The 25378-nt window shown below is 69.9% G+C and carries 28 protein-coding genes and 1 riboswitch; of the genes, 15 read left to right on the top strand and 13 right to left on the bottom strand.

The annotated features are described in order from the left end of the window. Positions 1–111: 111 nt before the first annotated feature. Entirely contained in the window at positions 112–1311 is a 1200-nt protein-coding gene (gene serA / locus C1I89_RS13500) for a phosphoglycerate dehydrogenase (protein WP_102773281.1), read from the top strand. Here serA and C1I89_RS13495 read toward each other — a convergent pair. Next, a complete protein-coding gene (locus C1I89_RS13495) occupies positions 1278–2201 on the bottom strand; it encodes a LysR substrate-binding domain-containing protein (protein WP_102773280.1) in 924 nt (307 codons plus the stop codon). The two genes, serA and C1I89_RS13495, sit on opposite strands and share 34 nt — an antisense overlap. 107 nt (positions 2202–2308) lie before the next feature. Here C1I89_RS13495 and C1I89_RS13490 point away from each other — a divergent pair, with 107 nt between their 5' ends. Genes C1I89_RS13490 through C1I89_RS13475 form a run of 4 tightly spaced genes read left to right on the top strand, consistent with a single transcriptional unit; the run spans position 2309 to position 5290 of the window. Then, positions 2309–2740, top strand: coding sequence for a VOC family protein (locus C1I89_RS13490; RefSeq protein ID WP_102773279.1), 432 nt, complete (start codon positions 2309–2311; stop codon positions 2738–2740). A 24-nt stretch (positions 2741–2764) separates the two neighbouring features. Then, entirely contained in the window at positions 2765–3496 is a 732-nt protein-coding gene (pxpB, locus tag C1I89_RS13485) for a 5-oxoprolinase subunit PxpB (protein ID WP_102773278.1), read from the top strand. Further along, complete coding sequence (locus C1I89_RS13480) at positions 3493–4485, top strand: biotin-dependent carboxyltransferase family protein (RefSeq protein ID WP_102773277.1); 993 nt, start codon at positions 3493–3495, stop codon at positions 4483–4485. Before pxpB ends, C1I89_RS13480 begins: the two co-directional genes overlap by 4 nt. A gap of 13 nt (positions 4486–4498) precedes the next feature. Further along, positions 4499–5290, top strand: a complete 792-nt coding sequence (locus C1I89_RS13475; RefSeq protein WP_102773276.1) for a LamB/YcsF family protein — start codon at positions 4499–4501, stop codon at positions 5288–5290. On the opposite strand, the gene C1I89_RS13470 is transcribed toward C1I89_RS13475, so the two are convergent. Both C1I89_RS13470 and C1I89_RS13465 read right to left on the bottom strand, forming a co-directional pair. Beyond that, positions 5266–5931 carry a GntR family transcriptional regulator gene (locus C1I89_RS13470; protein ID WP_102773275.1) on the bottom strand — a complete coding sequence of 222 codons (666 nt, stop codon included), beginning with the start codon at positions 5929–5931 and terminating at the stop codon, positions 5266–5268. The genes C1I89_RS13475 and C1I89_RS13470 overlap by 25 nt on opposite strands. Positions 5932–6034: 103 nt before the next feature. Beyond that, on the bottom strand, positions 6035–6673 hold the full coding sequence (locus C1I89_RS13465) for a trimeric intracellular cation channel family protein (protein WP_102773274.1): 639 nt from the start codon (positions 6671–6673) through the stop codon (positions 6035–6037). A 223-nt stretch (positions 6674–6896) separates the two neighbouring features. Here C1I89_RS13465 and C1I89_RS13460 point away from each other — a divergent pair, with 223 nt between their 5' ends. Next, a complete protein-coding gene (locus C1I89_RS13460; protein WP_102773273.1) occupies positions 6897–7766 on the top strand; it encodes a universal stress protein in 870 nt (289 codons plus the stop codon). 49 nt (positions 7767–7815) lie between these two features. Here the strand turns inward: C1I89_RS13460 and C1I89_RS13455 are convergent, their stop codons facing one another. From C1I89_RS13455 to C1I89_RS13440, 4 genes are all read right to left on the bottom strand, one after another. Then, positions 7816–9114, bottom strand: coding sequence for a muropeptide transporter (locus C1I89_RS13455; protein ID WP_258231425.1), 1299 nt, complete (start codon positions 9112–9114; stop codon positions 7816–7818). A 23-nt stretch (positions 9115–9137) separates the two neighbouring features. Continuing rightward, positions 9138–9752, bottom strand: coding sequence for a methionine biosynthesis protein MetW (gene metW, locus C1I89_RS13450; RefSeq protein WP_102773272.1), 615 nt, complete (start codon positions 9750–9752; stop codon positions 9138–9140). After that, positions 9749–11008, bottom strand: a complete 1260-nt coding sequence (gene metX, locus C1I89_RS13445; protein ID WP_181390943.1) for a homoserine O-succinyltransferase MetX — start codon at positions 11006–11008, stop codon at positions 9749–9751. Before metX ends, metW begins: the two co-directional genes overlap by 4 nt. Then, a riboswitch (SAM riboswitch) is annotated at positions 10998–11079 on the bottom strand. Its footprint overlaps the gene before it by 11 nt. A gap of 51 nt (positions 11080–11130) precedes the next feature. Beyond that, positions 11131–11886 carry a GntR family transcriptional regulator gene (locus C1I89_RS13440; protein WP_102773271.1) on the bottom strand — a complete coding sequence of 252 codons (756 nt, stop codon included), beginning with the start codon at positions 11884–11886 and terminating at the stop codon, positions 11131–11133. A gap of 169 nt (positions 11887–12055) precedes the next feature. On the opposite strand from C1I89_RS13440, the gene C1I89_RS13435 reads away from it, so the two are divergent. From C1I89_RS13435 to C1I89_RS13415, 5 genes are read left to right on the top strand one after another with little or no spacing between them, the layout of a single operon-like run. Next, positions 12056–12337 carry a UxaA family hydrolase gene (locus C1I89_RS13435; RefSeq protein ID WP_102773270.1) on the top strand — a complete coding sequence of 94 codons (282 nt, stop codon included), beginning with the start codon at positions 12056–12058 and terminating at the stop codon, positions 12335–12337. Between the two features lie 26 nt (positions 12338–12363). Next, positions 12364–13539 (top strand): UxaA family hydrolase, encoded by a 1176-nt coding sequence (locus tag C1I89_RS13430; RefSeq protein WP_102773269.1) that lies wholly within the window; start codon positions 12364–12366, stop codon positions 13537–13539. Positions 13540–13588: 49 nt separating this feature from the next. After that, the gene (locus C1I89_RS13425; protein WP_102773268.1) at positions 13589–14602 is read left to right on the top strand and encodes a Bug family tripartite tricarboxylate transporter substrate binding protein; all 1014 of its coding nucleotides are present in this window, start codon (positions 13589–13591) and stop codon (positions 14600–14602) included. A 14-nt stretch (positions 14603–14616) separates the two neighbouring features. Continuing rightward, positions 14617–15573 (top strand): hydroxyacid dehydrogenase, encoded by a 957-nt coding sequence (locus C1I89_RS13420; RefSeq protein WP_102773267.1) that lies wholly within the window; start codon positions 14617–14619, stop codon positions 15571–15573. Between the two features lie 10 nt (positions 15574–15583). Further along, positions 15584–16591 (top strand): Ldh family oxidoreductase, encoded by a 1008-nt coding sequence (locus C1I89_RS13415; protein WP_102773266.1) that lies wholly within the window; start codon positions 15584–15586, stop codon positions 16589–16591. 63 nt (positions 16592–16654) lie between these two features. Here the strand turns inward: C1I89_RS13415 and C1I89_RS13410 are convergent, their stop codons facing one another. Beyond that, positions 16655–17557: an AEC family transporter gene (locus C1I89_RS13410; protein WP_102773265.1), complete on the bottom strand. Its 903-nt coding sequence runs from the start codon at positions 17555–17557 to the stop codon at positions 16655–16657. 130 nt (positions 17558–17687) lie between these two features. On the opposite strand from C1I89_RS13410, the gene C1I89_RS13405 reads away from it, so the two are divergent. Beyond that, positions 17688–17906 carry a helix-turn-helix domain-containing protein gene (locus C1I89_RS13405; protein ID WP_102773530.1) on the top strand — a complete coding sequence of 73 codons (219 nt, stop codon included), beginning with the start codon at positions 17688–17690 and terminating at the stop codon, positions 17904–17906. On the opposite strand, the gene C1I89_RS13400 is transcribed toward C1I89_RS13405, so the two are convergent. Then, positions 17896–18435: a hypothetical protein gene (locus C1I89_RS13400; RefSeq protein ID WP_102773264.1), complete on the bottom strand. Its 540-nt coding sequence runs from the start codon at positions 18433–18435 to the stop codon at positions 17896–17898. The genes C1I89_RS13405 and C1I89_RS13400 overlap by 11 nt on opposite strands. Positions 18436–18478: 43 nt before the next feature. On the opposite strand from C1I89_RS13400, the gene C1I89_RS13395 reads away from it, so the two are divergent. From C1I89_RS13395 to C1I89_RS13385, 3 genes are read left to right on the top strand one after another with little or no spacing between them, the layout of a single operon-like run. Continuing rightward, positions 18479–19387: an alpha/beta hydrolase gene (locus tag C1I89_RS13395; RefSeq protein WP_102773263.1), complete on the top strand. Its 909-nt coding sequence runs from the start codon at positions 18479–18481 to the stop codon at positions 19385–19387. Positions 19388–19419: 32 nt separating this feature from the next. After that, a complete protein-coding gene (gene gshA / locus C1I89_RS13390) occupies positions 19420–20991 on the top strand; it encodes a glutamate--cysteine ligase (protein ID WP_102773262.1) in 1572 nt (523 codons plus the stop codon). A gap of 33 nt (positions 20992–21024) precedes the next feature. Then, entirely contained in the window at positions 21025–21543 is a 519-nt protein-coding gene (locus C1I89_RS13385; protein WP_102773261.1) for a lipocalin family protein, read from the top strand. A gap of 4 nt (positions 21544–21547) precedes the next feature. Here the strand turns inward: C1I89_RS13385 and C1I89_RS13380 are convergent, their stop codons facing one another. From C1I89_RS13380 to C1I89_RS13365, 4 genes are all read right to left on the bottom strand, one after another. After that, entirely contained in the window at positions 21548–22492 is a 945-nt protein-coding gene (locus C1I89_RS13380) for a succinylglutamate desuccinylase/aspartoacylase domain-containing protein (protein WP_102773260.1), read from the bottom strand. Positions 22493–22522: 30 nt separating this feature from the next. Further along, complete coding sequence (locus tag C1I89_RS13375; protein ID WP_102773259.1) at positions 22523–23512, bottom strand: Bug family tripartite tricarboxylate transporter substrate binding protein; 990 nt, start codon at positions 23510–23512, stop codon at positions 22523–22525. A 144-nt stretch (positions 23513–23656) separates the two neighbouring features. Further along, positions 23657–24571, bottom strand: coding sequence for a LysR family transcriptional regulator (locus C1I89_RS13370; protein WP_102773258.1), 915 nt, complete (start codon positions 24569–24571; stop codon positions 23657–23659). Between the two features lie 19 nt (positions 24572–24590). Then, positions 24591–25352, bottom strand: a complete 762-nt coding sequence (locus C1I89_RS13365; RefSeq protein ID WP_102773257.1) for a GntR family transcriptional regulator — start codon at positions 25350–25352, stop codon at positions 24591–24593. Positions 25353–25378: the final 26 nt, after the last annotated feature.

The following is a 25378-nucleotide window of genomic DNA, read 5'->3' as shown; positions in this document are numbered from 1 at the left end:
CGGGGGGGACGGGAGCAGCCACAACGTGCCTGTGGCTACTCCTTGCACCGCAGCAAAAATGCGCCACAATAGGTGAAACGCATTCGTTCCACCCCTACTCCCCAGGCAGTCATGGCACAAATCGTCCTGTTCGAGAACATCCATCCCAGCGCCCGCGCCGTCTTCGAGGCCGCCGGCTACACCGACATCGTCACGCATGCCGCGGCACTGCCGCCGGCGCAACTGCGCGACGCCCTGCGCGGCGCGCAGGTGGCGGGGATCCGTTCTCGCACGCACCTGGACGCCGGCCTGCTGTCCGACAACCCCGACCTGCGCGTCGTGGGCTGCTTCTGCATCGGCACCAACCAGGTCGACCTGGACGCCGCCATGCAGCGCGGGGTGCCGGTGTTCAACGCGCCCTTCTCCAACACCCGCTCGGTCGCCGAGCTGGTGCTGGGCGAAGCCATCCTGCTGCTGCGCCGCATCCCCGAGAAAAACGCGCGCGTGCACCTGGGCCACTGGGACAAGAGCGCCGCCGGCGCCTTCGAGACCCGCGGCAAGACCCTGGGCATCGTGGGCTACGGCAACATCGGCTCGCAGATCAGCACGCTGGCCGAAAGCCTGGGCATGCGCGTCGTCTACCACGACGTCGAGGCCAAGCTGCCGCTGGGCAACGCCCGCCCCGCCGGCTCGCTCGACGAGCTGCTGGAGCAGTCCGACGTCGTCACGCTGCATGTGCCGGGCGGCAAGTCGACCGAAAAAATCATGAATGCGCAGACCATCGCGCGCATGCGGCGCGGCGCAATCCTGATCAACGCCTCGCGCGGCACGGTGGTCGACATCCAGGCCCTGCACGAGGCCCTCAAGTCCGGCCACCTGGCCGGCGCGGCGCTGGACGTGTTCCCCACCGAGCCCAAGGGTCCGGACGAACCGCTGGCCAGCCCGCTGATCGGGATGCCCAACGTCATCCTGACCCCGCACATCGGCGGCAGCACGCAGGAATCCCAGGAAAACATCGGCCGCGAAGTCGCCGAAAAACTGGTGCGCTTCCTGCAGGCGGGCACCACCAAGGGCGCGGTCAACTTCCCCGAACTGCCCTACCTGGAGCCGGCCGGCGGCACGCGCATCCTGCATGTGCACCGCAACGCCCCGGGCGCGCTCGGCACGCTCGACAACCTGATGGCGCAGCACGGCCTGAACATCGTCAGCCAGACCCTGCAGACCAAGGGCCAGATCGGCTACGTCATCACCGACGTCGACGGCCAGGTCGACGACATCGTGATGACGACGCTGCGCGATCATCCCATCACGGTGCGTTGCGACAGGTTGTGAAACGCGCGTAATCCGTCGGCCGGCGGCGCCTCGTTGGCGGCGCTCGCCAGGCACTCCGCCATCTTCTCGCGCACCCCGCCGGCTTCGAACGGCAGGCGGCCGATCAGGCCGATCTCGCGCCATAGCGGCGTCTCGCCCAGCGGCAGCAGCCGCAGGCCGGTCATGTCCAGCCGCCGCAGGCGCGGCAGAAGCGCCACGCCCAGGCCGTGGCGCACCATGTTGGCGATGGCGTCGACTTCGTCCAGCTCCACGGCGTCATGCACCGTGATGCGGTGCTTCTTCAGGAACACGTCCACGGCCCGGCCGCCGAACGAGGCCCGGTCGTAGCGGATGAAGGGCTGGCTCGCCAGCAGCTCGCGCCACGGCGCGTCCGGCAGGGCCGCGGGCACGGCCAGCATGACCGGCTCGCGCATCAGCGGCTGCCAGCCCAGCTCCGGCGGCAGGGCGAAGGGCGGGCGGATCAGCATGGCCATGTCCACCTCGCCCGCGTCCACCTGGCCCAGCAGCGCCAGCGACACGCCCGGCACCACCCGCACGCGCACGTCGGGATAGACGGCCCGAAACCGTCCCAGCGCGCGCACCAGCAGGTCCTGCTGCACCGAGGCGATGGCGCCGATGCGCAGCGATCCGCTGACGTGGCCGGCGCCGGCCGTGGTCACCATGCGCTCGGCCATGGCCACGAGCTCCTCGGCCTGCGGCAGCATCTCGCGGCCGTGGGCGTTGAGCGCCGCCGCCCGCGCGCTGCGATCGAACAGCGTCACGCCCAGGTATTCCTCCAGGCGCTTGATCTGGGCGCTGACCGCCGACTGGGTCAGGCCCAGCTGCGCCCCCGCGCCGGTGAAAGTGCCGTCCCGGGCCACCGCGATAAAGGTCTTGAACTCTTTGATCACAATCGATTTTTTCGATGCTAAGGCACAAAAAATATCGTTTTTGGATCAAAAAAACAATCAATAAAATAGGCCCTGGCAATTCTTCCTCACCGCTTCCGGAGCCCCACATGACCGCTCAAACCCAACTGCCGCCGTTCCATCTGGCCTTCCCGGTCCGCGACCTGGCCGAAGCCCGCGCCTTCTATGGCGAAAAACTGGGCTGTCCCGAAGGCCGCAGCTCGCCCGAATGGGTCGATTTCAACTTCTACGGCCACCAGATCGTGGCCCACCTCGCGCCCGGCGAATGCGGCCACCATGCCACCAGCGCCGTAGACTCGCATAATGTGCCGGTACGCCATTTCGGCGCCGTGCTTTCCATGGAACAATGGGAAGCCATGGCCAAGCGCCTGACCGACGCGGGCACCGAATTCGTCATCGAGCCCTACATCCGCTTCAAGGGCGAGGTCGGCGAGCAGGCCACCATGTTCTTCCTGGACCCGTCGGGCAACGCGCTGGAGTTCAAGGCGTTCAAGAACATGGATTCGTTGTTCGCCAAGTAATCCGTTCCTACAGGTTTCGTGTCGTTGAACGTACTATCAGAACCCCCTTCTTCGGCCGAAACCGCCTGGCGCATCCTGCCCCAGGGCGACCGCTGCCTGATCGTTTCCTTCGGCGACCGCATCGATGCGTCGATCGGCCGCACCTGTCTGGCCGCGGCCGTCCGGCTGCGCGAGGCGCGGCTGCCCGGCGTGACCGACGTGGTGCCCTCCTTCGTCGCGGTGGCGGTGCATTACCGGCCTGACGCCCGGGGCAACCCCTCGTACGCCCAGCTGGCCGAGCGCATCGGCCAGTTGCTGGAGGCCGGCATAAGCGTCGACGCCTCGGGCGGGCGCGAAGTCGACATTCCCGTCTGCTACGGCGGCGAACACGGCCCCGACCTGGACGACGTGGCGCGCGCCGCCGGCCTCACGCCCGAAGACGTGATCGCGCTGCACAGCCAGCCGCGCAGCATGGTGTTCATGCTGGGGTTCGCGCCCGGCCACGCCTACCTGGGCGTGCACGACGAAAAACTGAACATTCCCCGCCGTCCCTCGCCGCGCACCGCCGTGCCGATGGGCGCGGTGGCGGTGGCCAACCGCCAGACCGTGATCTACCCGAACCGCCTGCCCGGCGGCTGGAACATCATCGGCGCCACGCCGCTGACCATGTTCGACCCGGCCCGCGAGCCGGCCGCCCTGCTGCAGCCCGGCGATTCCGTGCGCTTCGTGCCCATCGGCCCCGACGAGTTCGACCGCATCCGGGAGGCCGGACGATGAGCCTGACCGTCATCAAGCCCGGCATGCTGTCGAGCTTCCAGGACCGCGGCCGCGAGGGCTACCAGCACCAGGGCATTCCGGCCGCCGGCGCCATGGACGAGCGCGCCCACCGGCTGGCCAACGCGCTGGCCGGCAACGCCGGCGACCCGGCCACCCTGGAAATGACGCTGACCGGCCCGACCCTGCGGTTCGACGCGCCGGCCTGCTTCGCGCTGGCCGGCGCCGACCTGGGCGCCACGCTCAATGGCCGCGACCTGCCGGTGCACCGCCCGCTGGTCGCGCAGGCCGGCGACACGCTGGCCTTCGGCGCCCGCCCGGCCGTGGGCGTGCGCGGCTATCTGGCGGTGCATGGCGGCTTCGCGCTGGAGCCGGTCATGGGCAGCGAAAGCACTTATCTGCGCAGCGGCTTCGGCGGCTTTCACGGCCGCGCGCTGGCCAGGGGCGACCAGCTGCCGCTGCGCAAGCCGCTGGACGGCGGACGCGACATGGACGCGTTGCAGGATGCGCTGTGGCAGCTGCGCGTGTACCTGCCGTCCGCGCTGGGCGCGCCGCGCCGCAGCGCCGTGCGCTTTTTGCCGGGCATGCACTGGCACGAGTTCTCGCAAGCGTCCCGCCGGGCCTTCGCCGAGGCCGAATTCCGCATCAGCCCGCAATCCGACCGCATGGGCTACCGGCTGCTGGGCCCCGCGCTGTCCATGAGCGAGCCGCGCCAGATGCTGTCGGAGGCCGCCTGCTTCGGCACCGTGCAGGTGCCCTCGGGCGGCGAGGCCATCATCCTCATGGCCGACCGCCAGACCACCGGCGGCTATCCCAAGATCGCGCAGATCGCCACGGTGGACCTGCCCATCCTGGCGCAGGCCGCGCCAGGGCAGACGCTGCGCTTCCAGCCCATCGAACTGGAGGCCGCGCAGCGCCTGGACGGCGAGCGCGAGCGCGCCTTCGCGCAATTGCAGGACACGCTGGCGCCGCTGCGCGCACTCCTCGCCTAGAAAGGAAACCGCTATGACCACCCGCATCGACATGAACTGCGACATGGGCGAAAGCTATGGCGCCTGGACCATGGGCAACGACGCGGCGGTGCTGCAATACGTCAGCTCCGCCAATATCGCCTGCGGCTTCCATGGCGGCGACCCGGCCACCATGCGCAAAACCGTGGCCGCCGCCCTCAAGCAGGGCGTGGCGCTGGGCGCGCATCCCAGCCTGCAGGATCTGGCGGGCTTCGGGCGCCGCGCCATGCAGATCAGCCCCGACGAGGCCTACGACATCGTGGTCTACCAGATCGGCGCGCTGGCCGGCGTGGCCGCCTCGCAAGGCGCGCGGCTGCATCACGTCAAGGCGCACGGCGCCCTCTACAACATGGCGGCCAAGGACGAACACCTGGCGCGCGCCATCTGCCAGGCGGTCAAGGACGTGGACGCCACGCTGATCCTGTACGGGCTGGCCGGCAGCAGGCTGATCGAGGCGGCCCGCGACATCGGCCTGGCGGCGGCCAGCGAGGTCTTCGCCGACCGCAGCTACCAGGACGACGGCTCGCTCACGCCGCGCACGCGCGCCGGCGCCATGATCGAGGACGTGGAGCAGGCGGTAGCGCAGGTGGTGCGCATGGTGCGCGAAGGCAAGGTGCGCTCGGTCGGCGGCAAGGACGTGCCCGTGCAGGCCGACACCCTCTGTATCCACGGCGACCAGCCCAACGCCCTGGTGTTCGCCAGCGGCATCCGCCAGGCCCTGGAGGCGGCCGGCATCGAGGTGCGCACCCCGCCGCCGCGCCCTCAGGCGCGCGCGACTTCGCGGTAGGCCTCGATCACGGGCGACAGCACGTCGGCCAGGTAGCCGCGCGCCAGCCCGGTCATGCGTTCGACGTCGCGCCCGGCCATCGCGTCGATGATGGCGCGGGTGCAGGACGCAATGGCGCTGGAGGCCATTTCCCGCCGGGCCAGCAGGTAGCGCAGCGGCTCGACCTGTTCATACAGCTTGCTCAGCATGCCCGCCAGCGGCGTGTTGCCGGTGCTGCGAGCCGCGGCCAGGTAGAACTCGCAGGCCGCGGCGATGCAGGCGCGCACCTGGCCGCCGGCCTGGGCCTCGGCGATCGCGCCGTGGTGGCGGCGCAGCTCGGCCACCAGCGGCGACAGGTCCTCGGCCCCGGCCGCCTGGCGCAGGCTGTAGGCCTCCAGCTCGGCGCGCAGCAGGTACAGGTGGCGGATCTGGGTTTCGGTGTACAGCGTGACCCTGAAGCCCTTGCGCTGGACGTGGGTGACCAGGCCGCTGACCTCCAGCAGGCGCAGCGCCTCGCGGATCGGGCTGCGGCTGGTGCCGAAGCGTTGCTCGAGTTCCTGTTCCCGCAGCGGCTGGCCGGGACGGATGGTTCCGTCCACGATCAGTTCACGGATCTGTTCCTGCAGGAAATACGGAATCGTGGCGGGCGCTTTGACGTCCAATCGGCTCCCCTTTGCGGCTTGATGCCTGGTATGCGACGGGGGGGACGATACTAGAAGTTTCTTGAAACACAAATAAGAACTTGGTTGCGTTCGCGGCCGGCGTTCAATCCCAATCGTCGCGATAGACGAATTTCGGCATCTGCCAGTTGAACCGCAGCGCCAGCAGGCGCACCGCCAGGCCGGCGGCCAGCGCGATGGGCACGGCGGCGTTGGCTGACAGGCCCAGCGCTTGCCCGCCCAGGTACAGCCCGCCCGTCACCACCGACACGCTGGCGTAGAGCTCCTTGCGAAACAGCAGCGGCACCTCGTTGCACAGCACGTCGCGCAGCACCCCGCCGGCGCAGCCGGTGATCATGCCGCTGATGAGCACCACCGTGATCGGCAGCTGCATGAGCTGCGCCACCTGGCAGCCGATGACGGTGAACGCCACCAGGCCGAGGGCGTCGGCCAGCAGGAACAGGCTGCGCAGGCGCCGCATGACCGGCGCGATCAATGCCGTGACGATGGCCGCCCCGCCCGTCATCCACAGGTATTCGGGGTGGATCACCCAGGTCAGGGGGTAATGGCCCAGCAGCACGTCGCGCAGCGAGCCGCCGCCCAGCGCGGTCACGCAGGCGATGATGCACACGCCCATCCAGTCCATGTCGCGCCGGCCGGCGGACAGGGCCGCGGTCATGGCTTCGGCCACGATGGCGACGAGATACAGCGTATGCAGCAGGACGGGCGAGAGTTCGGAAAACATGGGGAGGACGAAAGGAGGACAGCCCACATTGTATTGAGCCGCCGCGCGGCGGGCCGCCATTGCCTGGATGTGCGCCATCCCTTACGCTGGAAGATGCGTTGATATCGGTCAAACCCCGCCCCGCCTAGCAACGGGACAATGGGGATGTGCCCGCAAGGGCAGTAACGGCAGGGACGCACGGACGCGGGTACCGTCGGCCCGGCCACACCCGGGAGAGAAGATAATGACACAGCAAATCGGCCCCATCCTGCTGGCAACCGACCTGAGCGCCCGTGGCGACCGCGCCCTGGACCGCGCGTTGCAGCTGGCCAAGGAACTCGGCACCAAGCTCATCGTCCTGCACGTCATGGAGTCGCATGCGACGTCCGCGCGCCTGACCACGCCCGTGTGGCGCCGCCACACGTCGGACCACAAGGCCCTGGCCGAGCGCGAGCTGGCCGAAGACCTGGCGGCCGCCGAAGTGCCGACCGAAGTGGTGGTGACCAACGGCGATCCGCTGGCGCGCATCATGGAAACCGCCGACAGCTACGGCTGTTCGCTGATCGTCACCGGCATCGCGCGCGACGAAACCCTGGGCCGGCTGCTGCTGGGAACCACCGTCGAAAAGCTGGCCCGCCAGGCGCGCCACCCGGTGCTGGTGGTCAAGACCCGCCCGCGCCGCCCCTACCGCGACGTGCTGGTGGCCACCGACTTCTCCGACGGCTCGCGCCAGGCCCTGCGCGCCGCGCTGCAGCTGGTGCCCAACGCCGACCTGACGCTGTTCCACGCCTACGACGTGCCGTTCCAGGGCAAGAACGTGCCCGACGAGGCCGTCACGCGCAACTTCTACAAGGCCGCCGAGCAGAGCGCGCGCGAATTCACCGCCGCCACGCCCGAACTGGCCGGCGTCGCCGCGCCCAAGGTGGTGCTGGAATGCGGCCAGCCGGAGACCGTGCTGTCGGAATACTCGTTCAACCACCGCTCCGACCTGGTGGTCACGGGCACCCACGGCCGCACCGGCATCCTGCGCACCGCCATCGGCAGCGTGGCCGAACGGCTGCTCGAATCGCTGCCCAGCGACGTGCTGATCGTCAGGCTGACGGGCGCGGAATAAGCGGAAAACGGGCACGGCGCGGCAATCCCGCGCCGTGCGCGTCGCCCGGTCACGCCCCGTTCTTCTCCATCGTCTCTATCGTCCCGCGCAGCATGTGCAGCAGCACCAGGCCGGGCAAGGCGATCAGCACCGTCAGCAGGAAGAAGCCGGGCCAGCCCAGGCTGTCGACCAGGGGCGGCGTGAGGGGGCCGGCCAGGTAGGTGCGGCCCACCGCCGACAGCGCCGACAGCAGGGCGAACTGGGTCGCCGAAAAGCGCTGGCGGCACAGCGCCATCAGCAGGCCGACGAAGGACGCCGTGCCCAGGCCGCCGCACAGGTTCTCTATGCCCACCGCCGTGGCCATGAGCCAGATGCTTTGGGGGCTGACGGCGATCATCCAGTACGCCAGGTTCGACACCGCCTGCAGCAGCCCGAAGGCCATCAGCGAGCGGTACAGGCCCCAGCGCGACATGAGCGAGCCGCCGGCCAGCGCGCCGACGATGGTGGCGGCCAGCCCCAGCACCTTGTTCACGGTGCCCACCTCGGTCGGGCTGAAGCCCGCGCCGCGGATCAGGAAGGTGGTGGACAGCGCGCCGGCGAACGCATCGCCCAGCTTGTACAGCACGATCAGCAGCAGCACCGCCAGCGCCCCGCGGCGCGTGAAGAATTCGCGCAGCGGCTCGCCCACCGCCTCGCGCAGGCTGCGCGGCGCGGTGGCGACGTGTTCGGGCTCGGGCGCCCACAGCGTGGCCAGCGCGCACAGCAGCATCAGCCCGCCCATCAGCATGTAGGTGTAGCCCCAGCCTATCCACTGGTCGGCCAGGATCAGCGCCAGCCCGCCCGACACGATCATGGCCAGCCGGTAGCCCATGACCTTGATGGCCGCGCCCGCGCCGCGCTCTTCCTTGCGCAGCACGTCGGTGCAATAGGCGTCGAAAGCGATGTCCTGGGTGGCCGACAGGAACGCCACCAGCACCGCCAGCAGCGCCAGCGGCTGCAGCGCCGAGGACGGCGACAGCGCGCCCATCGCCATGATGGCGGCGGCCAGCAGCAGCTGGGTCACCAGCATCCAGCCGCGGCGCCGGCCCAGCAGGGGCGGGACGTAGCGGTCCACGAACGGGGCCCACAGGAACTTGAGGGTGTAGGCCGTGCCCACCAGGGTCAGGAAACCGATCTGCTGCAGCGGCACGCCTTCCACCGTGGCCCAGGCCTGCAAGGTGCCGCTGGTCAGGGCCAGCGGCAATCCGCTGGCGAAGCCCAGGACCAGCAAAGGGGCCACGCGGGGACTGGTGTAGACGTTGGATGCAGCGGTAATGACGGTCTCCGGTAACGCGCCGGCCCGGCGCTGGAGGCCGGCGGCTTGCGGCATTTTAGGGCCTGCGGGCCGCAGCGTCAGGGCGAGGCGAAACGGTACACCGCCAGCGTGCTGCGCCAGCCCGGCAGCAGCTTGATCTCGCGGCCTTCGTTGAAGGTGGCGCGCTCCAGGATGTCCAGGCGCAGTTCGCCGGCCAGCTGCTCGAAGTCGCGCAGCGTGCACAGGTGGATGTTGGGCGTGTTGTACCACTGGTACGGCATCTGGCCGGTGACCGGCATGCGGCCGCGCAGGATGGACCAGCCGTGCGGCCAGTAGCCGAAGTTGGGAAACGACACCACGCCGTAGCGCGCCACCCGCGCCATCTCGCGCAGGATGTGCTGGGTGCGGTGCATGGACTGCAGGGTCTGCGACAGCACCACCGTGTCGAACTGCTTGTCGTCGAACAGGGCCAGGCCGTCTTCCAGGTTCTGCTGGATCACTTCCACGCCGCGCCGCACGCAGGCGATGACGCAGTTGTCGTCCAGCTCCACGCCCGCGCCGCGCACCTGGCGGTGGTCGCGCAGGTGCGCCAGCAGCGCGCCGTCGCCGCAGCCCAGGTCCAGCACGCGGCTGCCGGGCTGGATCCAGCTCGCGATGCGCGCCAGGTCGGGCCGCAGGGCGCCGGGCGCGGGGCGGGGAGTCACGGGGCTCATTCGGAACGTCCTTGGTTCGGGCGCGCGGCGCCCAGGTCCAGCTCGCGCGCGATGCGTTCGTAATAGCCGCGGACCACGGCATGGTAGCGGGCGTCTTCCAGCAGGAAGGCGTCGTGGCCGTGCGGCGCGTCGATCTCGGCGTAGGTCACGGGGCTGCCGTTCTTCAGCAGCGCGCGCACGATTTCGCGCGAGCGCTCCGGCGGAAAGCGCCAGTCGGTCGAGAACGACACCAGCAGGAAATCGGCCTGCGCCGGCGCCAGCGCGCGCGCCAGGTCGCCGCCGGCGTTGCGGGCCGGATCGAAATAATCCAGCGCGCGGGTGATCAGCAGATAGGTGTTGGCGTCGAAGTAGCGGGTGAATTTCTCGCCCTGGTAGCGCAGGTACGACTCCACCTCGAACTCGACGTCGTAGCCGTAGCGGTAGGCGCCGTTCTCGGCCGGGGCGCGCTGGGCGCGGCCGAACTTCTCGGCCATGTCGTCGTCGGACAGATAGGTGATGTGGCCGATCATGCGCGCCACCGACAGGCCGCGGCGCGGCACCGTCTGCTGCGCGTAATAGTCGCCGCCGTGGAAGTCGGGATCGGTGATGATGGCGCGGCGCGCCACTTCGTTGAAGCCGATATTCTGCGCCGACAGCCGCGGCGTGCTGGCGATGACCACGCAGTTGGCGACCCGCTCGGGCAGCGTGATGGCCCAGCTCAGCGCCTGCATGCCGCCCAGCGATCCGCCCATCACGGCGGCGAAGCGTTCGATGCCGAAGTGGTCCGCCACCCGCGCCTGCGCCCGCACCCAGTCTTCCACGGTCAGCATGGGAAAGGCCGCGCCCCAGGGCTTGCCGGTCTCCGGGTTGATGCTGGCCGGGCCGGTCGAGCCGAAGCACGAGCCCAGGTTGTTGACGCCGATCACGAAAAACACGTCGGTGTCCACCGGCTTGCCCGGTCCGACCATGTTGTCCCACCAGCCCACGTCGGAGGGATTGTCGGCCGCCTGGCCGGCCACGTGATGCGAGGCGTTCAGCGCATGGCAGATGAGCACGGCGTTGCTGCGCTGCGCGTTGAGCGTGCCGTAGGTCTCCACCGCCAGCTCGTAGGCGGCCAGCGACTGGCCGCTGGACAGCGGCAGCGGCTCATCGAAGCGTATGAAAGTGGGAGCGACGAGACCGACGGAGCCGGGATCAGCGGCGGCGGCGGTCGTGATGGCGGCGGGGACGAACCCGCTGGCCGAATCACCGGCCAAATTCTGGGCAGGAGTGGTCATACGGACCTCTTTAGCTGGATTTATTGGAAGGCGCCCGCAAGCGGATCAGGCAAATCGGCGCCGAAAATTGAATACTGCGGCAGGAATTCTAGCACTGCTGGCGCGCGCGGCAGCAACAGGCCTCAGACCCCTTCCCCCCAGGGCTCCTGTCCGAGGTACTCGTAGCGTTCGGTATTGACGCGCGAGATCCGCCACTCGACGGGCTGGCGTTTGTACGAAAACGCGACGCGGCGGATCTCCAGCAAGGGGCTGCCCTCGGCCACGCCCAGCGCCCGCGCCTGCGCGCGTTCGGCCAGGCAGGTGCGCAGGCGCTCGTCGGTGGCGATCACGTTCACGCCGAACACGTCCTGGTACAGCGCGTACAGGGTGCTTGAGCGCTCGCGCAGGTGCGCTTCGGTCATGCCGGGAAAGCAGGACTCCGGCAGGCACAGCTCGTCCATCATCACGACTTCGCCATTGAGCGACAGCAGGTTGGTGAACTCGAACACCATCGCGCCCGCCGGCAGGTTCAGCTTCTCGCGCGCGATGGCCGAGGCCCGCTGGCGGCGGAAACGCAGCAGCTCGGTGCTGGGATAGGACTTGTTCCCGTCCTGGCGCACGATGCGGAAGAACTTGAAGAAATGATGGTTGCGGGTATGCACGGCCACATAGGTGCCGCGGCCCTGGTGGCGCACCAGGATGTTCTCGGCGGCCAGGTCGTCGATGGCTTTGCGCAAGGTGCCGATGGACACGCCGAAGCGCTCGGCCAGCTGCTTCTCGGGCGGGATGGCCTCGCCCTGCTTCCACTCGCCCTGGGCCAGCGCGGCCAGCACGGCCTGCTTGACCTGCGCATACAGTGGACTGCCGAGGGGCACGGTCGATGACAGGCTGATATTCATGGGTGCATCGCAATAACCGGGAGGCCACAGTGTAGCGGCGCGGACGAAACCGGCTCAAGTCATACAATTCATATATATGATTTAGTTGACTTAGAGAAATTGCGGCCATAAGATCTCCTGACCGTAGCGCCTGCCGCGTCCGGCCGGCGTCCCAGCCAGGAGGAAGACAATGATTCACGCCGTATTGCACGATGCGAAGGACACGGTGGCGGTCGCCGTGGTGGAAGGCGTCACCGCCGGAACGGAACTGAACGCCTGGATCATGGATGAGGACAAGATCATCCACGTGCGCGCCTCGCAGGACATACCCATCGGCCACAAGGTGGCGATGAAGGACATGGCCGTCGGCGACACCGTCTACAAGTACGGCGTCGACATCGGCCGGGTGGTGCAGCCCATACAGGCCGGGCAGCACGCCCACGTGCACAACATCAAGACCAAGCGCTGGTAAGCCCCCCACTCGAAAAGGAATCCGCCATGTCCGTCATCTCCGCTTCGACCACCTTCCAGGGCTACCGCCGCGACAACGGCCGCGTCGGCGTGCGCAACCACGTCATCGTGCTGCCCGTGGACGACATCTCCAACGCCGCGGCCGAGGCCGTGGCCAACAACATCAAGGGCACGCTGGCCCTGCCCCACCCCTACGGCCGCCTGCAGTTCGGCGAGGACCTGGAACTGCACTTCCGCACCCTGATCGGCACCGGCTGCAATCCCAACGTCGCCGCCGTGGTGGTGATAGGCATCGAAGAAGGCTGGACCAAGCGCGTGGTCGACGGCATCGCCGCCACCGGCAAGCCGGTCATGGGCTTCAGCATCGAACTGCACGGCGACCACGACACCATCATGCGCGCCTCGCGCTGCGCCAAGGAGTTCGTGCACTACGCCACCGCGCTGGCGCGCAGCGAATGCCCCATCGCCGACCTGTGGGTCTCGACCAAGTGCGGCGAGTCCGACACCACCTCGGGCTGCGGCGCCAACCCCACCGTCGGCAACGCCTTCGACAAGCTCTACGCGCTGGGGTCCACGCTGGTGTTCGGCGAAACCTCGGAACTGACCGGCGGCGAGCACATCGTGGCCGAGCGCTGCGCCAACGACGCGGTGCGCGAACGCTTCATGTTCATGTTCAACCGCTACCAGGACATGATCGACCGCTGGAAGACCAGCGACCTGTCCGAGTCCCAGCCCACCAAGGGCAACATCGCCGGCGGCCTCACCACCATCGAGGAAAAGGCGCTGGGCAACATCCAGAAGATCGGCAAGCAGTGCCGCGTCGACGGCGTGCTGGACAAGGCCGAAATCCCCGACGGCCCCGGCCTCTGGTTCATGGACTCGTCCTCGGCCGCGGCCGAGATGGTGACCCTGTGCGCGGCCTCGGGCTACGCCGTGCACTTCTTCCCCACCGGCCAGGGCAACGTGATCGGCAATCCCATCCTGCCGGTCATCAAGATCTGCGCCAATCCGCGCACGGTGCGCACCATGTCGGAACACATCGACGTGGACACCAGCGGCCTGCTGCAACGCGAGATCGACCTGAGCCAGGCCGGCGACAAGCTGCTCGAATGCATGCTGGCCACCGCCAACGGCCGCTGGACCGCCGCCGAGGCGCTGGGCCATCGCGAATTCGTCCTGACCCGCATCTTCGAAAGCGCCTGAGCGCGCGCCCTTGCATTCCTACCGGGGCATCCCCCAAGGAGGAAGACAGATGAGCAGCGAACACGATCTCACCCCGGACGCCGCGCTGCGCCGGCGCCTGCTCGGCGCGCTCGGCGCCGCCGGCCTGGGCGCCCTGGCGCCGTGGCAGGGCGCGCTGGCGCAAGCCGGCAAGTGGCCCGAACGGCCCATCAACTACGTGGTACCCTTCCCGCCCGGCGGGCTGACCGACGTGGCCGCGCGCCAGGTCGGCAAGGCGCTGGGCGACGCCGAGCACTGGAACGTGGTGGTGGAAAACCGCCCCGGCGGCAACGCCAACATCGGCGCGACGCACGTGGCCAACGCCGCGCCCGACGGCTATACCTGGCTGGCCATCACGCTGTCGCACGCGGCCAACGCCACGCTCTTCGCCGGCAAGGCCGGCTACGACCTGACGCGCGACCTGACGCCGCTGGCGGGGCTGGCTTCCTCGCCCATCATGGTGGTGGTCAACGCCAAGAGCGACATCAAGAACATGGCCGACCTGGCCCGCGCGGCGCGCGCCAAGTCGCTGTCGGCCGGCTCCAGCGGCAACGGCACGCCGCCGCACCTGACGCTGGCGCTCTACCAGAAGCTCACCGGCCTGCCGCTGATGCACATTCCCTACAAAGGCGGCGCGCCCTCGCTCACCGACCTGATCGGCGGCCACCTGGACGTGGTGTTCTCCAACTATCCCGAATCGCTGCCGCACGTGAAGAACGGCGCGCTGCGGGCGCTGGCCATCACCACGCGCGAGCGCAGCCCCGACCTGCCGGACGTGCCCACCGTGCAGCAGGCCGGGCTGCCCGACCTGATCGTGGAGAACTTCACCGGGGTGCTCGCGCCCGCGGGCACGCCGGCGGCGCGGGTCCAGCGCATCGGCGACGCCATCGTGCGCCAGGTGTCGCAACCCGCCATGCAGCAGGCGCTGCGGCAGCTGGGCTTCGTGCCCCAGCCGCGCGGCCCGGCGGAGTTCGGCGCCTATCTCAAGTCCGAGGTGGCGCGCTGGGCCAAGATCATCCACGAGGCCAATATCCAGGTCGCCTGAGCCAGGGACTCCCCATGCACATTCTCATCTCCGAGTTCATGGACGCGCCCGCGGTCGAGGCGCTGCGCCGGCGCTTCGACGTGCGCTATGAGCCCGACCTGGTCGAACGCCGCGAGGCCCTGCTGCAGGCCGCGGCGGCGGCCGACGGCCTGATCGTGCGCAACCGCAGCCGCGTCGACGCCGGACTGCTGGCCGCCGCCCCCCGGCTGCGGGCCGTGGGGCGGCTCGGCGTGGGACTGGACAACATCGACCTGGACGGCTGCGCCGCGCGCGGCATCGCGGTGGTGCCGGCCACCGGCGCCAACGCGCGCGCCGTGGCCGAATACGTGATCGGCGCCGTGCTGGCGCTGCTGCGCGGCGCCTACTTCTCCACGCCGGCGGTCGCGGCCGGACAGTGGCCCCGCAACGCGCTCTCGCAAGGCCTGGAAGTCCACGGCCGCACGCTAGGCGTGGTGGGCTTCGGCGGCATCGGCCGGCTGGCCGCGCGCCTGGCGCGCGGGCTGGACATGCAGGTCATCGGCTGCGACGCGGCGCTGCCGCCGGACCATCCCGCCTGGGAAGAAGCGGGCGTCGCCGCCGTGCCGCTGGACGCGCTGCTGGCGCGGGCCGACGCCGTCACGCTGCACCTGCCGCTCACCGCCGGCACGCGCCGGCTGCTGGACGCCGGACGCATCGCCCGCATGCGCCCGGGCGCCGTGCTGGTCAATACCTCGCGCGGCGGCATCGTGGACGAAGCCGCCCTGGCCGAGGCGCTGCGGGCCGGCCGCCTGCGCGGCGCGGCGCTCGACGTGTACGCCGAAGAGCCGCTGCCCGCCGGCAGCGCGCTGGCCGGCGTTCCCAACCTCATCCTCACGCCGCACATCGCCGGCCTGACGCAGGAGGCCAACACCCGCGTTTCCGACATGGTGGCCGCCGGTGTGACAATAGCCCTTACCGGCGGCGCCGCGCAGCACGCCCGCGCCGCCTCCTGACGGAAAGGATATGGCTCACATCTATCTGGACGAACTCCAACTGCTCGCCGCGGCCGCCCTGGCGGCCGCCGGCGCCAACCCGGCGATGGCCGACAGCACCGCGCGCGCGCTGGTCTACGCCGAAAGCCAGGGGCTGGGCTCGCACGGCCTGTCGCGCGTGCCGTTCTACGCCGGCCACCTGCGCGCCGGCCGCGCCATCGGCTCGGCCGTGCCGCGCCTCGTGCACGAACGCGGCGGCGCGGCGCTGGTCGACGCCGGCTCGGGCCTGGCGTTCCCGGCCTGCGCGCTGGCGGTCGAGCAGGCCGCCGCGCGCGCCCGTGAGCACGGCGTGGCCTTCGTGGGCGTGACCAACAGCCATCACTTCGGCGCGGCCGCCTATCACCTCGAAGCCCTGGCCGACGCCGGCCTGGTGGCGCTGGCGCTGAGCAATTCGCCGGCCGCCATGCCCGCCTGGGGCGGCAAGCGCCCGCTGTTCGGCACCAACCCCATCGCCGCGGTGTTCCCGCGGCGCGGCGGCGCCCGCCTGCTGATCGACCTGTCGCTGTCGCAGGTGGCGCGCGGCAAGCTCATGATCGCCGCGCGCGACAACCAGCCCATCCCGCTGGGCTGGGCGCTGGACGCCCAGGGGCAGCCCACCACCGATCCCAAGGCCGGCCTGGCCGGCAGCATGCTGCCGGCCGGCGGCGTCAAGGGCGCGATGCTGGCGCTCATCGTCGAACTGCTGGCCTGCGCGCTGACCGGCGCCCATTTCGGTTTCGAGACGGAATCGTTCTTCGTCGACGACGGCGGCCCGGCCCGCCTGGGCCAGGCCTTCCTGGCCATCGACCCGGGCGCGCTGGCCGGCAACGAGGCCTATCTGGAACGCGTCGAGACCCTGGTCGACGCCATGCTGGAAGACGAAGGCGTGCGCCTGCCCGGCGACCGCCGCCACAAACTGCGCGAAGCGGCGCTCAAGCACGGCGTGGACGTGCCCGACGCGTTGATGGCGCAGCTGCGGGAAATGGCCGGGGCGGTTTGATGTGCGTGAGGGAAATGGACCAATGGCGTATGGGGAATGGATAGATACGCCCCTGTACCCAAATCAATACGCCCCGCCCCGCGACAGCCACAGCATCACCGGCGCCAGCGCCAGGAACGCCACGGTGGAGACCAGCACGGCCCCGGCGGCGGTGTCGCCCAGCGGCGTGTAGCGTTTGACGTACATGTAGCTGACGACGGCGCAGGGCATGGCCATCTGCAGGCTCAGCGCGCCGGCCAGGAGCGGCTCCAGGTCCAGCGCCCACACCACCGCCAGGCCCGCGCCCAGGCCCACGGCCAGGCGGATGACGGCGACCTTGGCGCCGTCGCGCAGGCCGCCTGAAGGAATCAGCGCCAGCGCGTGGCCCAGGCTCAGCAGCATCAGCGGCACGGTCACCGCGCCCAGCATGCGCGAGGTCTCGACGATCCAGGCGGGCACCGGCACGTCCAGCAGGCGCATCGCCACCGCCACCACGGAGGCCAGCAGGATGGGGCTTTTCCAGCTGCCCTTGGTGTTCACGCCCGGCAGCAGCCGCACGGCGACGGTGTGCATGACGAAGGAATTGACCGCGAAAAACGCCACCGCCACCGACAGGCCGGCGTCGCCGAACGCCATCTGCGAAATCGGCAGGCCCAGGTTGCCGGCGTTGGGCAGGAAGGCGGTCGGCAGCAGCGTGCGCACCGGCAGCTTCCACAGCTTCAGCAACAGCGCGCTGACCAGCGCGCACAGCAGCAGCGCCAGCAGCGTCGCCACGGCCACGTCGGCCAGCGCGCGGTCGTCCAGATGGGTGGTGACGAAGGTGTGGAACACCAGCGCGGGCGTGGTCACCGAGGTGACCAGCGTGGTGATGAAGGCGCCGCCGAACGGCAGCTCGCGCCGCGCCCAGTACACCCCGATGCCGACGCAGGAAAGCAGGGGCAGCATCAGCACGATGGCCGAAAAATAGAACTGCACGATGGCAGGCATACGACTATTCCGTCAAAGATAAAGAAATCGATGCGCCAAGGCATCGTTGCTTGCCCGGCGCCCGCGCGCGGCGCAGCATGAGGCGACCCGTCAACCGAAACGCCCCTCGCCTGCCGCCGCCATGTCCGCCATGCCCCGCAACGCTTCCCTGTCGGCGCGCCAGGTCGCCTGCCTGCGATGGGCCGCGCTGGGCAAGACCAGCTGGGAGACCGCCCGCATCCTGGGCGTGAGCGAAAGCACGGTGAATTTCCATTTGCGCAACGCCTGCGCCAAGCTCGGCGTGCGCGGCCGGCGCAGCGCGGTGGTCGAAGCCCTGCGCCGCGGCCTGCTCGGCGACATCACGGCTTGACCACGACCGAGCGCAGGAATTCGCGCGCGCGTTCGGCCGGCAGGCTTTCCTGCGTGCCCGCGGCCACCGCCTCGATCAGCATGGTATCGGTCACCCAGACCCGGGCCTGCAGCCAGCCCGGCTTGCCCATGGCCTTGCCGTGGATTTCGATCACGTCGCCGTAGGGCGGCCATTCCAGCGGCGGCACGGCCTGCATGTTGACGTAGAGCGAACGCATCAGCGCCAGCCCCAGCGCGCGCCGCGCCGCCGGGTCCGCGGCGATGTCCGGCGGCAGCGGGGCCGAGCCCACGGCGAAGACCGCCTCGCCCACGTTGGCGCTGGCCAGCGTGAATTTCAGGGTATGGGTGTCGAGCTTGAGGTCGCGCGTGTCCGACGCGACGCGGTCCGGGAACGCCGCCCGCACGTGGCCGTCGGCCACGTCGACTTCGCGCCAGTTGTAGCTGGGCGAGCACGCCGCCACGAGCAGGGCCAGCGCCAGCGCCATGCCGGCTTTCTTGAACATGAAACGAAACAGCGATGAAATCGTCATTACCGAGACCCCGACGGTCTATTCATTTCGAGGAAGCCGGAAATTGTCGCCGATTTCGCTGACCCCCGCGCCCGATGGCACGCCGCTGGCCAACTATGCCTGGCCGGCCGCCCCCAACCTGCCCCCGCCCATCGCCGGGCCGGGCACCCCCAGTATCTACCTGTTGCACGGGCTGAGCGAGCATGCCGGGCGCTATGACCGGCTGGCGCGCTGGCTGGCGGCCCGCGGCTGGGAGGTGGGCGCGCACGACCATCGCGGCCACGGCCATTCGGGCGGGCCGCCGGCCACCCTCAGGCGCCAGGACGACCTGGTGGCCGACGCCGTGGACCGGCTCCAGGCCTGGACCCTGGCCCAGGGGCGCGCGCCCATCGTGCTGGGCCACAGCCTGGGCGCGCTGGTCGCGGTGCGCATCGCGCTGCACGGCCTGGCCGATATCGACGCGCTGGTGCTCAGTTCGCCGCCCTTCGTGGTCAACGTGCCGCTGTGGGTGCGGCGCACGCTGACCTGGATGTCGCTGCACGCGCCCGACCTGCGCGTGCCCCACGGGCTGGCCCCGGCCCGGATTTCGCACGACCGGGCCGTGGTGCGCGCCTATCGGTCCGATCCTCTGGTGCGCCGCCGCATGACGGGCCGGCTGGCGCGTTTCGTCGACGAAGGCGGCCGCGAATCGTTGCGAGAGGCCCCGCTGCTGCCCTGCCGCACCCTGCTGATGGTGGCCGGCGACGACTCCATCGTCGCCGCCGAGGGCAGCCGCCAGTTCGCCCAGCGCGCGCCGGCCGAACTGCTCACGCTGCGCTGGTACGACAGCGCCTGGCACGAGATTTTCAACGAAACCGCGCCCATCGCCGACCCGGTCTATGCCGACCTGGACGAGTGGCTGGCGCGCACGGCCCAGGCATTGTCCCTGTCCCCAGTATTGACACCCTCGGCACAGGAGGCTGGCACCCCGTAAAATCCGACGTCAGACCCAAACGAGAAAAACCCGTGACCGATACTGCCGCCAACCGCCTCTCCCGCCTGGAGGCCAACCGCTCGCTGCTGACCCAGACCCTGCGGGGCATCGAGAAAGAAGGCCTGCGCGTGGACGAGCAAGGCCTGCTCGCCCGCACGCCGCACCCCGCCGGCCTGGGCTCGGCCCTGACCAACGAACACGTCACCACCGACTATTCCGAATCGCTGCTCGAACTCATCACGGGCACGCATACGGACGTGGACGCGTTGCTGGCGGAACTGGACTATACCCATCGCCACGTCTACAGCGTGCTGGACCATGAACTGATCTGGAACCAGTCCATGCCCGCCACGCTGCCGCCCGAAGCCGACATTCCCATCGCCTGGTACGGCACCTCGAACACCGGCATGCTCAAGCACGTCTACCGCCGCGGCCTGGCCGTGCGCTACGGCAAGACCATGCAGTGCATCGCGGGCGTGCACTACAACTATTCGCTGGCCGATGACCTCTGGTCGGTGCTGGACACGCAGCCCGGCACCGCCCAGGACCGCCGCTCGCGCGGCTACATCGGCCTGATCCGCAATTTCACGCGCTATTCCTGGCTGCTGATGTACCTGTTCGGCGCGGCGCCCGCGCTGGCCAGCGACTTCCTGCGCGGCCGCGAACATCCGCTGCACAAGCTGGACGCGGACACGCTGTACCTGCCCTACGCCACCAGCCTGCGCATGAGCGACCTGGGCTACCAGAACAAGGCGCAGTCGCAGCTCAAGCTCTGCTACAACGACCTGGACACGTTCCTGGGCCGCCTGTACGACGCGGTGACCAAGCCCTGGCCCGATTACCAGAAGATCGGCACCCACCGCGACGGCGAATGGATCCAGCTCAACACCAACGTGCTGCAGATCGAAAACGAGTACTACTCCAGCATCCGGCCCAAGCGCGCCACCGGCCGCTGCGAGCGTCCGATCACGGCGCTGGCCGAGCGCGGCGTGCAGTACGTGGAGGTGCGCTGCCTGGACATCGATCCCGAGTCGCCGGTCGGCATCGAAGCCGCCACCGGCCGCTTCGTCGATGCGTTCCTGCTGTTCTGCGCCGCCTCCGACAGCCCCTACTTCCCGGCCAACGGCTACTGCCAGCGCAGCGCCGACAATTTCTCCACCGTGGTCAAGGAAGGCCGCAAGCCCGGCCTGACGCTGGACCGCGACGGCCAGGCCATCGGCCTGGCCCAGTGGGGCCACCAGCTGCTGGACCAGATCGCGCCCTACGCCGCGCTGTACGATTCCGCCCTGGGCGGCAGCGCCTACGCCGAAGCGCTCGACGCGCAGCGCGCCAAGCTGGACCAGCCCGACGCCACGCCCTCGGCCCGCCTGCTGGCGTCCCTGCGGGCAAGCGGGCTGTCGTTCCACGACTACTCGCTGGAACTCAGCCGCAAGCATGCCGACGCGCTGCGCGCGCAGGCCCTGCCCGCGGACCTGGCCCGCGCCTATGAGCAGGCCGCCGCGCAATCCGTTACGGAACAGTTGCGGCTGGAGCAATCGGACACAGAAGATTTCGATACCTATGTGGCCCGTTACCACGAGGCGCTGAAGGCGCCGCGCAAATAAGGCGTATCGTTAGGATTTTCAGGAGGTTCCCTCATGCGCCGCACCGCAGCATTCCTGTTGGCCCTGGCCACCAGCGTGGCGGGGATCGTCCATGCCGCGCCGCCCATGCAGACCGTCGAATCGGTAGACCTGAAACGCTACGCCGGCATGTGGTACGAGATCGCCAATTTCCCCATGTTCTACCAGCGCAATTGCGTGGGGGATACGACGGCCGAGTACACCATGCACGCCGACGGCACCATGGGCGTGAACAACCGCTGCCGCACCAAGGACGGCGACATCGACTCCGCCTCGGGCACCGCCACGGTGGTCGACGGCAGCGGCAACGCCAAGTTCGAAGTCTCGTTCTTCAAGCCGTTCAAGGGCGATTACTGGGTGATCGGGCTGGACCCGGACTACCGCTGGGCCGTGATCGGCACGCCCGACCGCAAGTACCTGTGGATCCTGTCGCGCTCGCCCCAGCTGCCCCAGGAAGAGCTGGATAAGGCGCTGGCGGCGGCCAAGAGCCAGGGCTACCAGCTCGACGAACTGCGCTACACGCCCCAGCGCTGAAGGTTCAGCCGGCGTAGTCGCGCGCCAGCCGCAGCACCGTCACGCCCGGCTTGAGCTGGCGCAGCGAGGGCATGACCAGCGTGCAGCGGTCGTAAGGGGTGACGATGGGCTGGCCGTCGGCCCAGCCCAGCACCGAACCGGCCGCCTCCAGCGTCTCCAGGCCGCTCCACGGCTGCGAAAAGCGCAGGTCCATCGACGGCGCGACCACCGCGTCGGTCACTTCCAGCACGCGTTGCGCCGCCGCAGCCGGCAGCAGCCAGCCCGCCGGCAGGTCGGCCGCGTCGGCCACGCCCGATTCGAGCAGCATGCGCGCCACCATGTCGCGCGCCACCTCGCGCGAGGCCGGATCGCCGTGAAATCCGCATTCGATCAGCAAGGCGCAGGCGTCCTCGCGCGCGGGGTCGCCGAACTGCGCGAAATCGCGCATCCGCACGCCGTCCTTGTGACCGGCATCCACGATCACGTGGCGCGGGGCCTGCAGGCGCTTCGCCAGCGCGATATTGCGCGGCAGCACGCCGGTCAGCAGCAGCGGCTCGCCCGGCTCATGCATCGAGTGCAGGTCCAGCAGCCAGTCGGCGCGCTCGACCCAGGGCCGCAGCGCCGCGGCGCGCCGGCGGTCGGCGGTGGACGGATCGTCCAGGCGCTGCGCGCTCCAGACCCGGTTCATGTCCTCCTGCACGAAGCGCGAGGCGTCGTGGCTGGCCGGATCGAAACGGTCGAACGCGTCCAGGTTGCAGAAGGCCAGCGTCAGGCTGCCGCGGCGCGGCCGAAAGCCCGCGGCCAGCAGGTCCTTCAGCGCCCAGGCGCCGCACAGCTCGTTGCCGTGCACCAGCGCCGACACCATCAGCGACCTGCCGGGCACGCCCGAGTCGAAATGCCAGACGCCCGGGGTGTCGGTGTTGCCGGCGCGCTCGGCGCCCAGATCGGGAACGGATAACTTGAATTCCATGAGATGTCCTGCGGTGCTGCGCCCGGTTGGTTACTGGGCTTCGATCTTGGCGGCCTTGACCAGCGCGCCGTACTTCCTGGTTTCATCGGCCTGGTAGGCCACCGGGTCCAGGCCGGGCTGCGCCAGCTGGCCGCCGGCTTCCTGCATCTTGGCGCGGAACTGTTCCGACTTCAGCGTCTCGGCCAGCGCGCCGCGCAGCTTGGCGGCCACCGGCTCGGGCAGGCCAGCGGGGCCGTAGAGCGCGAACCAGACGCTGATGTCGACCGATTCGAAGCCCGGCGTCTCGGCCAGCGCCGGCAGGTCCGGCGCCACCGGCGAGCGCTTTTTCTCGGTCACGCCCAGCGCCACGATCTTGTCGCCGCGCACCTGCGGCAGGCCCGAGGACAGCACCAGCATGCCGTAGTCCAGCTGGCCGCTCATCAGGTCGGTCACCAGCGGCGCCACGCCGCGGTAAGGCACGTGCTCGGCGCGCGTGCCGGTGGACTGGTTGATCATCTCGCCGGCCAGGTGCAGCGTCGTGCCCACGCCCGACGAGCCGTAGTTGTAGCTGCCGGGCGCGGCGCCGCGCAGCTTTTGCAGGTACTCGGCCGCGGTCTTGACGCCGGCGTTCTTGCTGGCAGCCAGCAGCATGGGCTGCGAGGCGATCACGCCCAGCGCCGAAAAATCCTTCACGCTGTCGTACTTCACCGCGCTGTTGATCATGCGCGCGATCACCATTTCATTGGTCGAGCCCAGCAGCAGCGTGTAGCCGTCGGGCGCGGCGCGCGCCACGCGCTGCGCGCCGATGGTGCCGCCGGCGCCGCCCACGTTCTCGATCACCACGCTCTGGCCCAGGCGCTTGGCCAGTTCTTCGCCGAACAGGCGCGCGGTCAGGTCCACGCTGCCGCCGGCCGGATAACCGACCACCAGCGAAATGGCGCGGTCGGGGTATTCGGCGTGGGCAGACGGGGCAACGGCTAGGGCGGCGGCGGCACAGAGCGCGGCAAGCGCGCCGCGCAGCGGATGCTGGACGGATTTCATGGTTTTCTCCCTGGGTGCTGGCGTGGACGGCGGCGCCGTCTCGTTAGGTATGAAAGGGTATTCTCGGGCTCCCGGCGCGTGGCACCCGTGCCAAGACGGCACATTGGCGTGCCGATTCAGCCTGTGGCCGCGCCCGGCGTCGGCTCAGGCCTTGCGGTTCGCGGTGGCCTGCCAGACCGCTTCGGCCAGCTCGGTCAGCCGCGCGCGCGGCCGGTACAGCCGCACCTCGAACGCGATCTCGTCGCTGCGCCCGCCCAGGGCCGCCAGCGCGCCGCGGCGGCAGTCGGCCGCCACCATGGACCAGGGCAGCCAGGCCACGCCCAGCCCCTTGGCGACCGCGCCGTGCGCGGCGTCCAGCGAGTCGCTGCGCAGGAACGGCGTCAGCGAATAAGGCGTGGTCTCCAGCCGGTCGCCGACGATGCGCTCCATCGCCAGGCCGCCGGCATAAGTGATCAGCGGCGCGGCCTGCCCGCCTTCCTGCAGCGCGTAGCGGGCGCGGCCGCGCGTATCGGCCTGGCTCACCGGCACCAGCTTGTCGGTGCCCAGGGTCATGTAGCGGTAGCGCCCGGGGCTGAGCTGCACCGACAGCGCCGGATGCTCGTAGCAGCACAGCAGGTCGACCCTGCCCTGCTCCAGCCGGGCCGCCATGTCCTGCATCATGCCGGTGGACAGCTCCACCTGGACGCCTTCGGCCAGCACCTTGGGCGCGCGCAGCCGCAGCCGCGCGATCCAGTCGGCCACCAGGGTGCGGGCCAGGCTGCGGCCGGTGGCGATGCGCAGCACCGCCTCGCCGCCCGCGCCCGAGCTGCGGATGCGGTGGCGCACCTGCCCCATCTGCTCGACCACCTGGACCGCCGTTTTCAGCAGCGCCTCGCCTTCGGCGGTCAGGACCACGGGCAGGCGCTGGCGCTCGACCAGCGGCGCGCCGGCCCAGGCCTCCAGCGCGCGGATACGCCTGCCGAAGGCGGGATGGGTCACGTGGCGCAGTTCGGCGGCGCGCACGAAGCTGCCGGTGCGCGCCAGCGCGATCAGGTCTTCCAGGAGTTTGAGATCGGCCATGGACGGCAAGCTTACGCCATCAGGCGCTGGCCGCCTGCCTGTCGGCCCGCGTCAGCACCTGTTCGATGAAGCGCGCGGTCTCGCGGTAATGCCCGGCCAGCGCCGCGACCGCCCGGTCGGCGTCGCGCGAGAGCGCGGCCTGCAGCAGCAGCTGGTGCTCCTGGTCCACGTCGCGCTGCGGGCCGTAGGCCGTGACGCCGGCGCGCGCCGGCCGGCGGTAGCGCTCGGTCTGCGCGTACAGCTGCGCCGACAGGTCCAGCAGCCAGGGCGAGCGGCAGGCGCCGATGAGCGCGTGGTGGAATTCCTGGTGCCGGGCTTCGAGCGCGTCCTCGCGCTCCGGATCGGGCATGGCCGGCTCGGCCGCGCGCCGCGCGGCCAGCGTCAACGCATGGTATGCCCCCACCAGGCGCGCCTCCCAGGCGTCGCCGGCATGGGCCAGCGAGCGCCGCAAGGCGTCGCAGTCGATCAGGATGCGGGTCTCGCAGGCGTCCCACAGTTCCTCGACCGACAGCGGCGCGACGCGAAAGCCGCGCGAGGTGGTCGCCACCACCATGCGCTCGCTGCGCAGCCGGTTCAGCGCTTCGCGGATCGGCGAAAAGCTGCTGCCGTAGCGCTGCCGGAGCAAGGCCAGCCGCAGCGACTGGCCGGGCGCGTAGGCCCCGGCCATGATGTCGCGCCGCAATTGGCGATAGACCTGCTCGGACAGCGTGATTTCCTCGACGCCGAAGGTTCCGTCGGGCCCGGGCTCATCCTCGAGGAAGGTTTTGATTCTCGGCTTCAAGATCGGCTCCCGGCGGCGGCGCGGCG

It is taken from the genome of Achromobacter pulmonis, assembly GCF_002885955.2.
GTDB classification, from domain to species: domain Bacteria; phylum Pseudomonadota; class Gammaproteobacteria; order Burkholderiales; family Burkholderiaceae_B; genus Achromobacter; species Achromobacter pulmonis_A.
Note: the sequence above shows the minus strand (reverse complement) of the source record. Positions and strands in the feature narration are given on the sequence as shown.

Excerpts from the sequence above, each read along its gene's own strand:
- metW (WP_102773272.1), bottom strand. The coding sequence starts at position 9,752 with ATGAGCCCCGTGACTCCCCGCCCCGCGCCCGGCGCCCTGCGGCCCGAC.
- C1I89_RS13420 (WP_102773267.1), top strand. The coding sequence starts at position 14,617 with ATGCACATTCTCATCTCCGAGTTCATGGACGCGCCCGCGGTCGAGGCG.
- serA (WP_102773281.1), top strand. The coding sequence starts at position 112 with ATGGCACAAATCGTCCTGTTCGAGAACATCCATCCCAGCGCCCGCGCC.
- C1I89_RS13440 (WP_102773271.1), bottom strand. The coding sequence starts at position 11,886 with ATGAATATCAGCCTGTCATCGACCGTGCCCCTCGGCAGTCCACTGTAT.
- C1I89_RS13430 (WP_102773269.1), top strand. The coding sequence starts at position 12,364 with ATGTCCGTCATCTCCGCTTCGACCACCTTCCAGGGCTACCGCCGCGAC.
- C1I89_RS13460 (WP_102773273.1), top strand. The coding sequence starts at position 6,897 with ATGACACAGCAAATCGGCCCCATCCTGCTGGCAACCGACCTGAGCGCC.
- C1I89_RS13370 (WP_102773258.1), bottom strand. The coding sequence starts at position 24,571 with ATGGCCGATCTCAAACTCCTGGAAGACCTGATCGCGCTGGCGCGCACC.
- metX (WP_181390943.1), bottom strand. The coding sequence starts at position 11,008 with ATGACCACTCCTGCCCAGAATTTGGCCGGTGATTCGGCCAGCGGGTTC.
- C1I89_RS13410 (WP_102773265.1), bottom strand. The coding sequence starts at position 17,557 with ATGCCTGCCATCGTGCAGTTCTATTTTTCGGCCATCGTGCTGATGCTG.
- C1I89_RS13425 (WP_102773268.1), top strand. The coding sequence starts at position 13,589 with ATGAGCAGCGAACACGATCTCACCCCGGACGCCGCGCTGCGCCGGCGC.
- C1I89_RS13405 (WP_102773530.1), top strand. The coding sequence starts at position 17,688 with ATGCCCCGCAACGCTTCCCTGTCGGCGCGCCAGGTCGCCTGCCTGCGA.
- C1I89_RS13480 (WP_102773277.1), top strand. The coding sequence starts at position 3,493 with ATGAGCCTGACCGTCATCAAGCCCGGCATGCTGTCGAGCTTCCAGGAC.
- C1I89_RS13490 (WP_102773279.1), top strand. The coding sequence starts at position 2,309 with ATGACCGCTCAAACCCAACTGCCGCCGTTCCATCTGGCCTTCCCGGTC.
- C1I89_RS13455 (WP_258231425.1), bottom strand. The coding sequence starts at position 9,114 with ATGCCGCAAGCCGCCGGCCTCCAGCGCCGGGCCGGCGCGTTACCGGAG.
- C1I89_RS13380 (WP_102773260.1), bottom strand. The coding sequence starts at position 22,492 with ATGGAATTCAAGTTATCCGTTCCCGATCTGGGCGCCGAGCGCGCCGGC.
- C1I89_RS13435 (WP_102773270.1), top strand. The coding sequence starts at position 12,056 with ATGATTCACGCCGTATTGCACGATGCGAAGGACACGGTGGCGGTCGCC.
- C1I89_RS13400 (WP_102773264.1), bottom strand. The coding sequence starts at position 18,435 with ATGACGATTTCATCGCTGTTTCGTTTCATGTTCAAGAAAGCCGGCATG.
- C1I89_RS13415 (WP_102773266.1), top strand. The coding sequence starts at position 15,584 with ATGGCTCACATCTATCTGGACGAACTCCAACTGCTCGCCGCGGCCGCC.
- C1I89_RS13385 (WP_102773261.1), top strand. The coding sequence starts at position 21,025 with ATGCGCCGCACCGCAGCATTCCTGTTGGCCCTGGCCACCAGCGTGGCG.
- C1I89_RS13375 (WP_102773259.1), bottom strand. The coding sequence starts at position 23,512 with ATGAAATCCGTCCAGCATCCGCTGCGCGGCGCGCTTGCCGCGCTCTGT.
- C1I89_RS13475 (WP_102773276.1), top strand. The coding sequence starts at position 4,499 with ATGACCACCCGCATCGACATGAACTGCGACATGGGCGAAAGCTATGGC.
- C1I89_RS13465 (WP_102773274.1), bottom strand. The coding sequence starts at position 6,673 with ATGTTTTCCGAACTCTCGCCCGTCCTGCTGCATACGCTGTATCTCGTC.